Origin of the sequence: Microcoleus sp. S13_C3, assembly GCF_036700905.1 — a bacterium.
GTDB lineage: Bacteria > Cyanobacteriota > Cyanobacteriia > Cyanobacteriales > Microcoleaceae > Microcoleus.
Genome location: NZ_JAUBPT010000019.1, coordinates 1 through 13,036, shown reverse-complemented (window position 1 = coordinate 13,036; position 13,036 = coordinate 1). Strand labels below are relative to the sequence as shown.

The 13,036-nt window shown below is 45.5% G+C and carries 14 protein-coding genes and 2 pseudogenes; 7 read left to right on the top strand and 9 right to left on the bottom strand.

The genetic code is table 11. The features are described 5' to 3' along the window. Positions 1–121: 121 nt before the first annotated feature. Positions 122–685 (top strand): DUF7638 domain-containing protein, encoded by a 564-nt coding sequence (locus tag QUA16_RS07885; RefSeq protein ID WP_333102617.1) that lies wholly within the window; start codon positions 122–124, stop codon positions 683–685. Positions 686–797: 112 nt separating this feature from the next. On the opposite strand, the gene QUA16_RS07880 is transcribed toward QUA16_RS07885, so the two are convergent. Beyond that, on the bottom strand, positions 798–947 hold the full coding sequence (locus tag QUA16_RS07880; protein ID WP_333181086.1) for a hypothetical protein: 150 nt from the start codon (positions 945–947) through the stop codon (positions 798–800). A gap of 2 nt (positions 948–949) precedes the next feature. Between QUA16_RS07880 and QUA16_RS07875 the strand changes: the two genes are divergently transcribed. After that, positions 950–1,120, top strand: coding sequence for a hypothetical protein (locus QUA16_RS07875; RefSeq protein WP_333102618.1), 171 nt, complete (start codon positions 950–952; stop codon positions 1,118–1,120). Positions 1,121–1,310: 190 nt separating this feature from the next. Here the strand turns inward: QUA16_RS07875 and QUA16_RS07870 are convergent, their stop codons facing one another. Both QUA16_RS07870 and QUA16_RS07865 read right to left on the bottom strand, forming a co-directional pair. Further along, complete coding sequence (locus QUA16_RS07870; RefSeq protein ID WP_333102619.1) at positions 1,311–2,204, bottom strand: CNNM domain-containing protein; 894 nt, start codon at positions 2,202–2,204, stop codon at positions 1,311–1,313. Positions 2,205–2,592: 388 nt separating this feature from the next. After that, positions 2,593–3,678 carry a hypothetical protein gene (locus tag QUA16_RS07865; RefSeq protein WP_333102620.1) on the bottom strand — a complete coding sequence of 362 codons (1,086 nt, stop codon included), beginning with the start codon at positions 3,676–3,678 and terminating at the stop codon, positions 2,593–2,595. Positions 3,679–3,791: 113 nt separating this feature from the next. On the opposite strand from QUA16_RS07865, the gene QUA16_RS07860 reads away from it, so the two are divergent. Then, a complete protein-coding gene (locus QUA16_RS07860) occupies positions 3,792–4,700 on the top strand; it encodes a YihY/virulence factor BrkB family protein (RefSeq protein ID WP_333102621.1) in 909 nt (302 codons plus the stop codon). A 34-nt stretch (positions 4,701–4,734) separates the two neighbouring features. Here the strand turns inward: QUA16_RS07860 and QUA16_RS07855 are convergent. Continuing rightward, positions 4,735–6,004, bottom strand: a pseudogene (locus tag QUA16_RS07855) (RNA-guided endonuclease InsQ/TnpB family protein). A gap of 316 nt (positions 6,005–6,320) precedes the next feature. Here QUA16_RS07855 and QUA16_RS07850 point away from each other — a divergent pair. Next, positions 6,321–6,536, top strand: a complete 216-nt coding sequence (locus tag QUA16_RS07850; protein ID WP_333102622.1) for a hypothetical protein — start codon at positions 6,321–6,323, stop codon at positions 6,534–6,536. After that, positions 6,496–7,512, top strand: coding sequence for a glycoside hydrolase family 104 protein (locus QUA16_RS07845; protein ID WP_333102623.1), 1,017 nt, complete (start codon positions 6,496–6,498; stop codon positions 7,510–7,512). Before QUA16_RS07850 ends, QUA16_RS07845 begins: the two co-directional genes overlap by 41 nt. 80 nt (positions 7,513–7,592) lie before the next feature. Here QUA16_RS07845 and QUA16_RS07840 read toward each other — a convergent pair whose 3' ends face one another. The 3 genes from QUA16_RS07840 to QUA16_RS07830 form a co-directional block, all read right to left on the bottom strand. Beyond that, positions 7,593–8,309 carry a DevA family ABC transporter ATP-binding protein gene (locus QUA16_RS07840; protein ID WP_333102624.1) on the bottom strand — a complete coding sequence of 239 codons (717 nt, stop codon included), beginning with the start codon at positions 8,307–8,309 and terminating at the stop codon, positions 7,593–7,595. 237 nt (positions 8,310–8,546) lie between these two features. Further along, entirely contained in the window at positions 8,547–9,731 is a 1,185-nt protein-coding gene (gene devC / locus QUA16_RS07835; protein ID WP_333102625.1) for an ABC transporter permease DevC, read from the bottom strand. Positions 9,732–9,880: 149 nt separating this feature from the next. Then, positions 9,881–11,308 (bottom strand): HlyD family efflux transporter periplasmic adaptor subunit, encoded by a 1,428-nt coding sequence (locus tag QUA16_RS07830; protein ID WP_333102626.1) that lies wholly within the window; start codon positions 11,306–11,308, stop codon positions 9,881–9,883. 115 nt (positions 11,309–11,423) lie between these two features. On the opposite strand from QUA16_RS07830, the gene QUA16_RS07825 reads away from it, so the two are divergent. Beyond that, the gene (locus QUA16_RS07825) at positions 11,424–12,035 is read left to right on the top strand and encodes a TetR/AcrR family transcriptional regulator (RefSeq protein WP_333102627.1); all 612 of its coding nucleotides are present in this window, start codon (positions 11,424–11,426) and stop codon (positions 12,033–12,035) included. A gap of 88 nt (positions 12,036–12,123) precedes the next feature. Here QUA16_RS07825 and QUA16_RS07820 read toward each other — a convergent pair whose 3' ends face one another. After that, positions 12,124–12,411, bottom strand: coding sequence for a hypothetical protein (locus QUA16_RS07820; protein ID WP_333102628.1), 288 nt, complete (start codon positions 12,409–12,411; stop codon positions 12,124–12,126). A gap of 112 nt (positions 12,412–12,523) precedes the next feature. Next, positions 12,524–12,670: a hypothetical protein gene (locus tag QUA16_RS07815; protein WP_333055399.1), complete on the bottom strand. Its 147-nt coding sequence runs from the start codon at positions 12,668–12,670 to the stop codon at positions 12,524–12,526. Positions 12,671–12,797: 127 nt separating this feature from the next. Here QUA16_RS07815 and QUA16_RS07810 point away from each other — a divergent pair. After that, positions 12,798–13,036 (top strand): annotated as a pseudogene (locus QUA16_RS07810) (RNA-guided endonuclease TnpB family protein); the annotation flags it as partial.

Here is a 13,036-nt window from a genome sequence, read left to right as displayed (position 1 = left end):
CTTGCCGGACTATGGGTTTTACCTTAAGTTGACACCCCTTGGGCACGGCGCCGTGTCCGTAAGAGGAGACGGCAGTGCCGTTTCCCTACTGGAATACGCTTGATTGTTAAGGGCAAAAGAAATGCTTCAATTATATAGAAACGGTGAAAATGGAGAAATAATTCGGGGTAAAGGGTTGTCGGCCTTTATACACAACGGCGACTACTACCAAACCATCATCCGAGTTTTTGAGGACGGTATGATCGATTGTTGGGAATTGGTTAACTTTGAGGAATTCAAAACCAAAGTTGCTAAGGGATGGGTTGTTACCGAAGTTCCCCAGGGTGCGAGGATAAGCTGTCACCACCTCTACTACGGAAACTCGACTTTAGAGTTCTATGTAGAGATTGATGATTTTGTAAAAGAAGTGGAAGATACGATAAACCGGCTTCAGGGCAAGCAAACAGTTGCAGAGACTTGTATTCAAGCCTTTGGTAGATTCCTAACCTTGCCAACAAAAGAAAATAAAAGTAGCTTGCAAGAAGCTTACAATGCTATTCCCAAACATCTGAGAATTTATGTGCTTGGTGATATGGATTGTAAAGATTCTGCTATCAGAATGTGTATCGAAGATACAGAAGTTTCCCAGAAAGTTCTAGAAAGCTTTAAGAGGCACTATGAATGGATCTTGGAACGGTTAAATTAAGCGAAGGTAGGTATGTGTAAATAAACTTTGGTATATCACAAGAAGTAAAGCTATAATAAACCTTGCGATTGCTTCGTTTCACTCGCAATGACATACTCATGTATTTGACAGCTCATTTACTACTATCTGAATCCTCAGTATTGTCCCAAACTCTATCTAGTGATGTTTGACTCGCTTGAAGCCAAAACTCAGCTTCTTCATCAGGTAAGAGTGTTACTAATACTTTTGCCCCTTCGGGTAATTCTGATAGGGAGCATCTCACCTTTGCAGCCCTCCGCTAGAAATTGGAGTTTTGAGGCAGGAGGCAGGAGGCAGGAGGCAGAAGGAAAGAGGAAGAAGGAAAGGGGCAGAAGGAAAGAGGAAGAAGGAAGGAGCCAGAAGAAGGAAGGAGCCAGAAGAAGGAAGGAGCCAGAAGAAGTATTTTTACAAATATGAGATGCTCCCTTCTGATAACTCCAGCAGTTCAATTTTCCCTTGTCGAACTGTAGTCCAAAGTGTTTTTAGCATATCCACCTCATAAACTGTGCTTGATGCAATTTGCAGATTTCTGGTACAGTGTCGTACTGAGCGACTAATTACAACCTCACACACATAGATCGAGGAAGTATTTAAGCCTGATTTAGTATCAATTTAACACAAGTTCTGGCTGCTGAGTCTCAAATAAGGGGCGAGTTACCTGACGCAGTAGCACGGTTTCTAAACAGCCTTCTACTACATTTTCTGCTTCTATTTCCAACTCGTCCCACAATAGCCGATCGCCTTGATTGGGCATTTTACCTAAATTGTGGATCACAAATCCGGCGATTGTTTGGTAAGCTTGGTTAGTCGGCAGGTTTAACCCGAGTTTTTCGTTAACTGCTGTCACTTCCCATAGGCCAGAAATTAGTGCCGAATGAGCATCTTTTTGAACGAGAGTTGCTTCGGAAGGTAACAGCAGCGGTTGAGACTCTTTACTGGTAATCCAACCGGTCAGCAGCCGGACGGTACCGTTGAGAATTGCTAGCAGCGGCCACAGTAATTTTGAGCAGAGTTCGAGGGCCGGCATCAACAGCAAAGCGGTGCGTTCTGGGGCGTGGGTTGCTAATACTTTGGGGATGAGTTCTCCTAAGACTATTTCTACGTAAGTTACTAGGATAAAAGCTGTGGGAACTGCGATCGAATGAGCAGTCAGCACGGCCGAAAAATGACCGATCGGCAATTTGTCGATCCACGGTTCGATCCAGTGTACAGTCGCGCCCTCACCCAACCAACCCAACAGCAAACTCCCTGCTGTTGTGCCAGTTTGAGTCACAGACAGGTAATGCGGTATGTTGTTTTGAGCTTGGTGGACGAGTTCGGCAGTTTTAGCGGTTGGGCGATCGTCCAACTGGGCAAGTTGGCGGATTTGATGGCGATCTGCTGATACTAATGCTAGTTCTGACGCCACAAAAAAGGCGATTAAAAGTGTTAAGCCCGCCAACATTGCTAATCTCAGCGTTGTTTGAGCGACTTCTATTTCCAGGCAAGTAAGGTTGTTCAAGATAGATATCTAATATGATAGATGTTTTAAGTTAATTATTTTATTTTAGCTGGGGATTGAGATAGATCGATCGCCAGACATTGTGGATATCCGCACTACCCGTATTCGTAGGTGCGCCCAGCGCACCTTACCCGTAGAACTTGTAAACTCTTTCTCTTCTCTTCCTTCGCGCCCTAGCGCTTACGCGCCGCTTCGCTAACGCGTCTTCGCGGTTCGTTTTAACTGAGATATTGCACCCTTCTCAATTATTTGTTTAGGAACAGGCATCTTGCCTGTTCCACAAGAAAATTCATCTCTTGTGGAACAGGCCGAAAAGCCTGTTCTTGAAAATGGTGCAAAATGTGAGTAAAAAAAAATCTAATTCACCAAACCCGAACTCATTGGTGTATCAACTCTCCCTTACTCCCCGGAGCGAGTTAATTTCCGTAAAAGTCTGCACCGGATCGGACTTCAACCCGCCTTGAATGTAATTCAACTTCACTTCTTCTAACAAATCCGACAGCAGCGACTGCAATTCTCCGAGAGTTTTCTCATCTTGCAATTCCCGCCGCAAACTTTGATTAAATTCTTGGCTGAAATTATCGAGAATTTTTCTACCTTTATCGTCTTCATAAGTAGTAGATACCACATCAACAGCAGTTTGAGCCAAATAATTCGCTAGCTGTTCCGTCATCTCCGTCGGCAAAATATTAATCGGAGAGAAAGTTTGCAGGATTTGATAGAAATCCGACTGTTTGATTGTTGTTTCCAAATTGTGGTGCAGCAATTCTTCTAAATCCGGTTGTACCTGCGGCAAAACTTTGTAAATTGTCAGATCCAAAATCCGCTTGGTAATTTGTTCGATCGTATTTTCCTGATTGACGTGAAGGTACGGCTGCTGCGCCAGCAACATCTGCGCCGCGTCGCCCTGTTTTATCGAACTTTTAGCTTGATTGATAAACCGCACCATCATGTATTCCGACATCGTATTGGCTAAATAAGCCACCGGTTCATAGGTAACTTGAGCAACTACGCGATCGAGATTCACCAAACCCGACTTGTGCAGCCGCACCAATACCGGCAGAATGCGGCACCCCTGCCAAATCGGCATCACCAGAAACACCTCGTACCAGCGCCTTAGCAGAAAATCAAACCAAGTTACCCCCGGTTTACGGCGGGTGTGGAACAGACTTTTAATCAAAAACTCCGCCCCAAAAAAACCGATAAAAAACGTATCAATTCGCCAAAACTGGTCAGCGCTTTTCAAATATTCGGGATTTGGCAAACTCGAATCAATGCCTTTAATCGGGTCATAAATTTTAACTAAACCCGGAAAAAAGCTCTGATAAACAGGGCGCAACTGAAGGTAACTGAAATGGAAAAGCACCAGCAAAAAATTAACCAGCGCTACTAAGGCGCTCAATTTAGCCCAAGAAATTGCTTTTTTGGACAATGTTACATCGGTGTTGTTAACAGTTGTGTGGGAATCTGACATAAAAGTAATTTTCCGAATTGGGTAATCGATAAATCTATCTTGTGGCCGACGCTAAAAAACTCCTAACCTCTTAAAATCCCTGGTAAACGCTAAGTATAAGGAAACCCAAAACCGTGAACTTAAAAACAGTGATATCACTCCTAAAACAAACTTTTACTGAATGGCAAGAAGATAAAGCGCCAACCTTAGCCGCCGCCCTAGCCTATTACACAGTCTTCTCCCTCGCCCCGCTGCTAATTATCGTAATTGCGATCGCCGGTTTAGTCTTTGGTGCAGACGCAGCCCAAGGTCAAATCGTCACCCAACTCCAAAGTTTAATCGGCAAAGAAGGCGCCGAAACCGTCCAAGAACTCATCCTCAAAGCCTCCGAACCAAAGTCGGGAATGATTGCTACTTTAGTAGGTATCGCTACACTTTTGTGGGGGGCTTCCAACGTATTTACTAATCTCAAAGAAGCCCTCAATACTATTTGGAATGTTTCACCGCCCCCCGGACGAGGAATCTGGGGATTTCTGCAAGACCGCGTATTGTCTTTTGCAATGATTTTAGGCATAGGCTTTCTACTGCTAGTATCTTTAGTCATTAGCGCCATTTTAGCCGCCGTCAGCTATTGGTTGAACGGCTTGCTGCAATTACCAGTCGGCATTTGGCAGATTGTGGACTTTGCTCTCTCCTTTGGCGTAGTTACGCTGCTTTTTGCCTTAATTTACAAACTTTTGCCCGATGTCCATCTTGCCTGGAATGATGTTTGGATCGGCGCCGCCATCACCTCAGTGCTGTTTACGATCGGCAAATCCATAATTGGAGTTTACCTCGGAGGTAGCGGTATTGCCTCTACCTACGGTGCTGCGGGATCGTTCGTGATTATCTTACTTTGGATCAATTATTCAGCTCAGATTCTCTTCTTAGGTGCTGAGTTTACTCAAGTTTGGGCTAACCGCTACGGTTCCCTGATGCTGGCAAAACGCAAAAATTTGATCGGCATTCAAGCTGAGGAATCCTCCGGGCCCAAACACCGGTAGAATTCTTAATATTAGATAGCTGGTAAAAGTATAGTCATTTATAGGCATGGGAGGCTTCAAGTCCCTCCCCCTTCACTTTTACTTTGAGCGGATTGACCCGCCTCGGCTGAACTACGCAGCTCCCTATCAAGAAAGCTGAACGCATTTGGGATTGCTTTTCTGAGGATGTTGTACGAAGCGTTGATATCAGAATTAATTAACTGACCCGTCGATGTTTTGTACAAACCTCGCTTAATCCGCTTACCAGTAAACACAGGCTCTTTATCAGTTTTTTCGTAAACAGGAATTGGGTCTAGACCCAGAAAGCTACTTCTGGACGTGTAGGATTCTTCCTGCACAATTACTGTGATTCCCACCAAGCGAGCTTTGTATTCTAACATCTCAATTAATCGAGAGTGAGGAATACTGACAAAATTTTGGTTGGTTTGTTTACCTAGATTGATATCGGTTTTCCACTGTGCATTTTTGCCGATGACCAGCGTTCCAATTTGGTTCACTACCAAATGGTCAACAATCACGCGACTAGCATGATGCAAGTAATTATCAACTTTTTGATGGCGACAACGAGTTAAGCGCTGAATCCGGGGTGACGTTTTGCGATTCCCTTTTAACTGGGATTGTAATCGGGATTTGCGTTTGTTGTAAAACTGGTTAATCGATTTCAATGGTCGCCCGTTAATCAACAAAGGGATAAATCCCGGTTGATTTGAAGTTAACGCCACTAAGTTATCCAGTCCTAAATCAATACTAGCTACAGAATTAGCGTTGCCAAGGGTGGACTCCGGTTCATCATAAATCACCTCAATTACATAGGAATCACATTTCGGAACCAGCCTAACTTGACAAATCTGGTTGGGATTGAGTTGGGTTTTAATTGAAAGTTCAGTGCCGGAAAGTTTAATGATTCCTTTCTTCAACTGTTTGCTGCTAATTGCTTGAATCGTGTAGACGAGAAGATTTCGCCCTTTAGTCTTATCTTTGTACTTTGGCAATTTTGGGCTACCCGTGAATTTTGAAGAATCAACTTTGTAAGCTTTAACGGATTCAAAAAACGATTTCCAATTCTTGTCTAGCACCATCAAGATTTGCTGACTTACTTTAGCAGGCAAAGCCTTATATGCTTCGTGAGACTTCATCAATCGGTTCATTTCGTTATAACTGACATAACCCCATCCATAAATAAAGCTCTGACGAATGACGTAATTGGCGGCATTGTAGAGGTTTTTGGACTTGAAAGCTAGTTCGTCTATTTGGGCGAAACGGTGTTCCGTCGATTTAATGATGTGCCTCTGTGTTAGTTGCATTTGAGACTTGCGTTCTTCAGGCTGTGCGTATTCCTTATTCAACACTTACAACATAATACCATTATTGTTTATAATTGCTTATAAACTCAATGAAGTTTTACAATACAAAAAAATGCGATCGCTCACTTTTGAGTCAGCCGGATGCCAGCACCTTGAAACCTATGTCAGTTGGGACGGCGAGGCCTGTGGAATCACTAAATTTTAGACTCAACCCATCGCCAAATCTGCCCATGAACTTGACCGGGCGAACACTTAGTAGTATCACTGGATATGGTTGAAACCAGTTTATCTTGATCCCTGTCGCTGCCCTTCGGTGATGACCGAAAAATTTGAAGTTTGCGATCGCCCCGAAAAAGATTTGTTTCCTTGCCAGTCCCGAATTGCAACGGTGAAACCAATCTCAAGTCCACAAACTGGGATATTTCAACCTGAACTCATATCAGGAGGTACTTTTGTACGCATCAAAACATCTGGGAAGCCACCTGCTCCCTATGTCAGACATGGAGCTAATTCGCCTGTGGGTAAACGGTAAATCCCCCCGCAACCGGCGCTTTAGCTGGCAGGCGGCCAACCATTTTCGAGTGTTTGTCGCAAAACCACTGGCACAAGTTACTTTGACAGATGTGGAGACTTTCGCCGCAGCGATGAGAGCTCGGAAACTTCCACCGCGTTTCTACCAGCAAACCTTGGTAGCGCTGAAATCGCTGTTCGCCTTCGGCCAGCAAACGAAAATTTTGCCCGCAACACTCCCCCTTCATCGGTGGCCGGTTCGGGGCGGGAATCGCTCCAAACGCCTTCGTTTTCAACTCTCTTGGGGTTTCTTAATCTGTTTGTGCTTTTTCTTAGTAGGTAGAATGACGCCGAGACTGTGGGGGCAATCGGTCTCGGCAGAAAGCTCGCCCGCCCCGAAACGCCTGCCGGAAGTTGCGGCGATCGACTCACCAGACAAAGGAGAGGATAACATCGATCGCGATCGATCGCCCGAAACTGCAACCCTGAATTCACCAGAGCCCATACAGGATAGCAGACTCGATAGCATCGGGCCGGAACGTCGAGTCAAAGCCTTTCTCGACACCATCGCAGCAGCCGAAGGAACCGCTAGCCCAGACGGCTACCGCACCCAGTACACCGGTACAAAATTTGTCAGCTTTCAAGATCATCCCAGAGAAATGAGGTGCGGCCGCCGCTATGGCAAAAAACTCTGTTCCGACGCAGCGGGGCGATATCAGTTTCTCAGCACAACTTGGGACAGATTCGCCAAAAAATTTAGCCTCAGAGATTTCAGCCCCCAAAATCAAGACCTTGTAGCTATAGAGTTAATCCGAGAAAAAGGTGCATTAGAAGATATAGAAGCGGGTCGATTGGAGTCAGCAGTGAGAAAACTCGCTTACATCTGGCCTTCTTTTCGGCGTTATGGCGGTTCTGTAGAATCGTCGATGCCCAAACTCGAAGCAATGTACCTGCAAAATTTGGGGATTTACCGGCAAGGATTAGTTGTTAGCAATTAGTTCATTGTTATGGGTTATTTGTTATTTGTTATTAGAACCAACAAATAACAACCAACAAATAACAACTAACTAATAACTATTTATGCTAATTTTCCATCTTCCAGGTGAAGGATGCGATCGGCAATATCCAAAATTCGGTTATCGTGGGTTACTAACAAAATAGTACAACCCTGCTCTTTAGCCAGTTGCTGCATCAAATTCACCACTTCGCGACCGGATTTGCTGTCCAGCGCGGCTGTCGGTTCGTCAGCTAAAACAATTTGCGGTTGACTGACCAAAGCGCGGGCGATCGCAACTCTTTGTTTCTGTCCTCCCGACAAATCATCTGGATAATAGTTAATCCGCTGTTCCAGTCCTACTAACTCTAGCATTTTTGCAGAGCGATCGCGCATTTGAGAACGCGACAAATTCCCGTGAACTTCCAAACCCATCTGCACGTTTTGCAGCGCCGTCAAACTCCGGTGCAAGTTGTGCGCCTGAAAAATATAGCCAATTTTGCGTCGCGCCCTTACCAATTGGTCTGCACTCGCTTTGCACATCTCTTGACCGATAATTTTGAGACTTCCCGATTGACCGGATCTCAATCCGCCAATCAAAGTTAAAAGCGTAGTTTTTCCCGAACCCGAAGGCCCCGTCATTAGCACAATTTCACCTGCTTTAATGTCGAGATTAATGTCAAAAAGTACCTGTTTTCGCAGTTGACCTTGACCGAAGTAGTGGTCGAGTTGGTGCGCGGAAATTATAGGCGCAGGAATCTGTAAGGCGTTGGTTGTTGGGTCGAGAGTAGTAGAATTCATAAGTTATTGGTGTGAGGTTTTAGATTTAAGAATAAACAGCTTTATTCGCCGAAAATGCCGAGAAAAAAAAAGAGAATGATTACAAAAAATATGTGTGTAGTCAGGAGTTTATACAAAATCTGGCTTTAATACCCCCTTTATTCTTTAGTCCGCGGAGGCGGACTTCGTTTGTGTAGTAGCGGTTTCAACCGCCGAGTCTTATAAACAGGTTTCTAGCCCTCTATTCTTCATTTTCCCTTAAAACATATCTGCCGGATCGGCTGATTGCAGTTTTCGAGTGGCAATTGCTCCCGAAATACTGCACATAATCACGTTCAAAAGTAATACTATAACTGCTCTAAGCAGCGTCATATAAAGGGGTAAATTTGTAGCTTTGCGAGTTAAAGAGTAAAGTCCGAAAGAGACTCCCACTCCCGGCAAAAAACCGAGGACGGAAAGAATTAGAGCTTGTTCAAAAACGATGCCGAGTAAATAAACATTGCGGTAGCCCATCGCTTTGAAAGTAGCGTATTCTCCCATGTGGTCGCTGACATCGGTAGAGAGAACTTGATAAACAATAATGACACCAACTACAAAACCCATCGCGACGCCTAAATTAAACACAAAGCCGATCGCAGTATTCTTAGCCCAATAGTTTTTCTCAAAATCGATAAATTCTTGTTTAGTTAGTACCTTGACATCCGGCGGTAAATATGCTTTCAAAACTTGTTGAACTTCCACGGGGTCAGCACCCGGTTGCAGTTGAATTAATCCGGCATTAACACTCGCGGCGTTTTGTCTCGCAAACAGGCGCAGGTAATTTTGATCGCTAGTCATCAAAATACCGTCGGCGGCAAAAGATGCTCCAACTGTGAATAAACCGCTGACGTTAATCGTGCGTCGCTCGACCTCAGCTTTAACGGCTTTTCCTCGATCGATTTGTGCGATCGTTTTTTGGTAATCTCCCCTAGAAGCTCGATCGAACAACACAGTATCCGGCAATTTAATCGCGCTCAAATTTTGGTTAACTTCTGGAAGCGCAAACGCCGGGTGATTCGGATTGAAACCGACCACCATCAGCGACGTTTCGCGCCGAGTTTCGGGATTTTTCCAGTTAGCAATTTTCACGTAAAGCGGCTCGGCGGATTTCACGCCCGGTACGTTCATTGCTTGATACAATCTACGTCTGGGGAAGGAAGACAAATTAATCAAATTTCGCGCTTGGGGGTGAATCAAAACTAAGTCTGTTTGCAAGCTTTGGTGCAGGCGCGTATTGCTGGTGTAAAGCGCATTTTGAAAGCCTAGCTGCATGAACATCAAAACGTCAGCAAAGGCAATTCCTGCTACTGCAACCAGCATTCGCCCTTTGTCGTGACTCAGTTGCAGCCATCCGAGGGAAGTTCTGCGTCTTAACTGTTGTAAGGGTTTTATTAGTCCAATCATAGGATTTTAGATTTGGGATTTTGGATTTTGGATTGAAGACAGCAACCTGATGTTGGAACAATTCTTAATCTTTAATAATTAAGTCAGAATGATTCATCTCTCTATTCTCTTCCTCTGTGTCCTCAGCGCTCTCTGTGGTTAAAAAATTCTTAATCCTTAATTTCCCCGATCGCCACCTTGACTTGCAAATTGGTTAATCCCGCTACTTTCTGGCTGGAAGCTTCATCTAAGCGCACTTTTACTTCGACAATTCGACCATCAATATTCGCAGAAGGATCGGTGTTAACAATGTTTTGCCGCTGCACTTGCAAACCAATATGTTCGACAGTTCCCCGCAATTCGCCTGTCAAAGCATCGCTAGTAATTTTGGCGGTTTGTCCGAGGCGTACTTTGTCCACGTCGCTTTCGTAGATTTCCGCAACAGCCAGCATCTCGCGAGTTTGTCCGAGTTCGACAATGCCGTCGTTTCCCACTTTTTCCCCCGGATGCGTGTGAATTTTCAGGACTTGCGCGTCTCTGGGAGCACGGATGTAAGCTAGATCCAGATTGGCTTTGGCTTGTTTGGCTGCTGAAGCGGCGGCACTGACTTCGGCGACGGCTGCTGCTATGTCAACGGGACGCACTTCGGCGATGCGATCGAGATTTGCTTTGGCTTCGTCGATTTGCTGTTGTCGAGATTGCTCAACTTGGCTGAGTTTGGCTTGGGCTTCGTTAATTTGTTGTTGGCGGGATTGCTGAATTTGATTCAATTTGGCTTGGGCTTCGTTAATCTGCTGTTGGCGGGATTCCTGAATTTGATTCAGTTTTGCCTTTGCTTCGTTGATTTGCTGTTGGGCGGTTTCGGCGGCGAGGCTTTTGCTGTCGCTAGTTGAGGCGGAAATTGCTCCCTGTTCATACAGTTGGGAGTAGCGCTGATCCTCGCTTATGGCGTTGCGGAGTTCGGCTTGTAGACGGGCAATTGTGGCTTGTTGGGTTTGAATTTCTCCTTGCTGTTCGGCCCTGATGCGCGCAATTGTGGCTTGTTGCGCTGCCATTTCGGTGCTGCGATCGATTTCTAGGCGGGCAACGATCGCCTGTTGCGCTGTGATTTCGTTGCTGCGATCGGCTCTGATGCGGGCAATGGTGGCTTTCTGGGCTTGAATTTCGCCGTTTTTGGCTCCAGCTTTGACTTTTGCTAGGTTTGCTTCGGCGACGCGCACTTGTTCTTGAGCTTGGTCGAGGGCGGCCGAGAGGCGATCGCGACTATCCAAAATTGCGATCGCCTGACCTGTTTTCACCCTGTCTCCTTCTTTTACCAAAAGTCGATCGATCCGGTTTCCTTCCGCTGCACCGGAGGCGGAGACTTTTATTACTTCTCCTCTGGGTTCGAGTCGTCCCAAGGCTGTAACTGTTGTTAATTGGGATGCTGCGACGGCTGCTGCTGCGGCTACTGCATTGGGATCGGGTATGCGCGATCGCCAGATCGTGTAGCCTGTGGTTCCCCCTGCCGCCAGGGTTGCTACTGCTGCCACAACTAGGAGTTGTTTAACTAGGGATGGAGTTGAGGATAAGCCGTCTGCTGTTGGTTGGTGTACCATGACATAACTCTTTGTGAGAAAATAAAACTAAACGGTTTAGTTCTGATGTGTCTCTATACTAAACCGTTCAGTATAATGATGTCAAGAGCCCAAATAAAAATTACAGAAGCAAGGTATGGCAAGGACAAAACCGATCGAACCAGACAGCGCCGCAGCAAGTGACAAAACCGAGCAAATCCTGCAAGGTGCGATGCAAGAATTTTTAACCCACGGCTACGCGGGGACGAGTATGGACAAGGTAGCGAAGACGGCGGGAGTTTCCAAAGCCACGGTTTACAGCCGTTTTGAAGATAAAGAGGGATTGTTCGTGGCTTTGGTTGAGCACCTGGCGAGAAAAAAAATCCATTTTATAATTCTGGATGAAGAACCGGCCGTGGCGCTGCGGTTCATTGCCACAACTCTATTAGAGCAGGTGACGCAGGAACCTGAATTTCTCAATTTTGTGAGGTTAGTGATTGCGGAGTCGGGGCGTTTTCCCCAGTTAGCGCAGACATTTGTGAGAAACTTAGCTAAACCGGGTATCGAGCGGCTTACTCAATATTTGGCATCGCATCCAGAGTTAAAATTGCCCGATCCGGAGGCCACGGCGCGGATTTTTATTGGATCGCTGGTATATTTCCAGTTAACGCAGCATATGATGCACGGCAAAGATATTATCCCAATGGATCGCGATCGACTGATCGATGGTCTGCTGCATTTGATTTTAGGCCCGCAGTCCAATTCCTAAGTGCGATCGACAGAATGTAGGAATTTTATTCGAGAATATTTTAAATGCCATAAAGAGCGAGATGCCTTTATGGCTGCGATCGCAGGTTTTAGTCAGGTGTTTTCCCTAACCTCTCCCTCAATTCCTCAGCCGATAACTGTGGCAGTTGTTCTACAAACAATGTCAATTCTGCCACAGGCAATGCCAATAAATTAGTAACGACTGTAGGCATAATAGCGCCCAATTCAGGCGATCGTATTTGCAACGCACTTTCAGCCAACAATTTAACCGCTGATTCCCGCCCCAATTCATCGACGGTCAGCATCGAGATTGCCAGCAATAGCACTGTAAATTCCGCCGCAGCCAACTTGGATATTGGAGATAGAAAAAGTGCCATTTTTGGACTTAATTCTCCAAATCTAACTCGCAGAAAGTTTTCTAAGGATCGTCGATTAAATAACTTCGTAGGTTGGGTTTCGTTCCTCAACCCAACCTACAAAAAATGCAAGTTATTTAATTCTCATTCCTAATATTAAGCGCTGTTGTTCTTGTCGGCCTTGTTCTAGTCCTTGTTCTAGTCCTTGTTCTAGTCCTTGTTCTCTAGCTTGTTGCTGTGCTGCTTGTATTTGTTGTTGAAAAAGTGGTGCAATGGCCATAATTAACTCCCGCTCTTCTGGCTCTAATACTTGTGGCGCATCGGTTACTAAAATAATTGGGTTTAAAGCCCCGTCCTTGTAGGACGGCTTTCTGTGTTATACTTACGCTGACACGACAAGCGTAACTATGTTGGTATTTGAGGCAAAACTTGAGGGGACGAAGCAACAGTACGAGAGGCTAGACGAAGCCATCCGCACCGCTCGCTTCGTTCGCAATAGCTGTCTGAGATACTGGCTCGACAACTTGGGAATCGGCAAGTACGAGTTAAGCGCCTACTGCGCTGTCCTAGCCAAAGAATTTCCTTGGGCTGCTAAACTCAACTCTCAAGCGCGTCAGGCTTCTGCCGAAAGAGCTTGGTCTGCAAT

Coding starts and splice junctions, on each gene's coding strand:
- QUA16_RS07885 (WP_333102617.1), top strand. CDS start 122: ATGCTTCAATTATATAGAAACGGTGAAAATGGAGAAATAATTCGGGGT.
- QUA16_RS07865 (WP_333102620.1), bottom strand. CDS start 3,678: ATGTCAGATTCCCACACAACTGTTAACAACACCGATGTAACATTGTCC.
- QUA16_RS07850 (WP_333102622.1), top strand. CDS start 6,321: ATGACCGAAAAATTTGAAGTTTGCGATCGCCCCGAAAAAGATTTGTTT.
- QUA16_RS07845 (WP_333102623.1), top strand. CDS start 6,496: ATGTCAGACATGGAGCTAATTCGCCTGTGGGTAAACGGTAAATCCCCC.
- QUA16_RS07840 (WP_333102624.1), bottom strand. CDS start 8,309: ATGAATTCTACTACTCTCGACCCAACAACCAACGCCTTACAGATTCCT.
- devC (WP_333102625.1), bottom strand. CDS start 9,731: ATGATTGGACTAATAAAACCCTTACAACAGTTAAGACGCAGAACTTCC.
- QUA16_RS07830 (WP_333102626.1), bottom strand. CDS start 11,308: ATGGTACACCAACCAACAGCAGACGGCTTATCCTCAACTCCATCCCTA.
- QUA16_RS07825 (WP_333102627.1), top strand. CDS start 11,424: ATGGCAAGGACAAAACCGATCGAACCAGACAGCGCCGCAGCAAGTGAC.
- QUA16_RS07820 (WP_333102628.1), bottom strand. CDS start 12,411: ATGGCACTTTTTCTATCTCCAATATCCAAGTTGGCTGCGGCGGAATTT.
- QUA16_RS07815 (WP_333055399.1), bottom strand. CDS start 12,670: ATGGCCATTGCACCACTTTTTCAACAACAAATACAAGCAGCACAGCAA.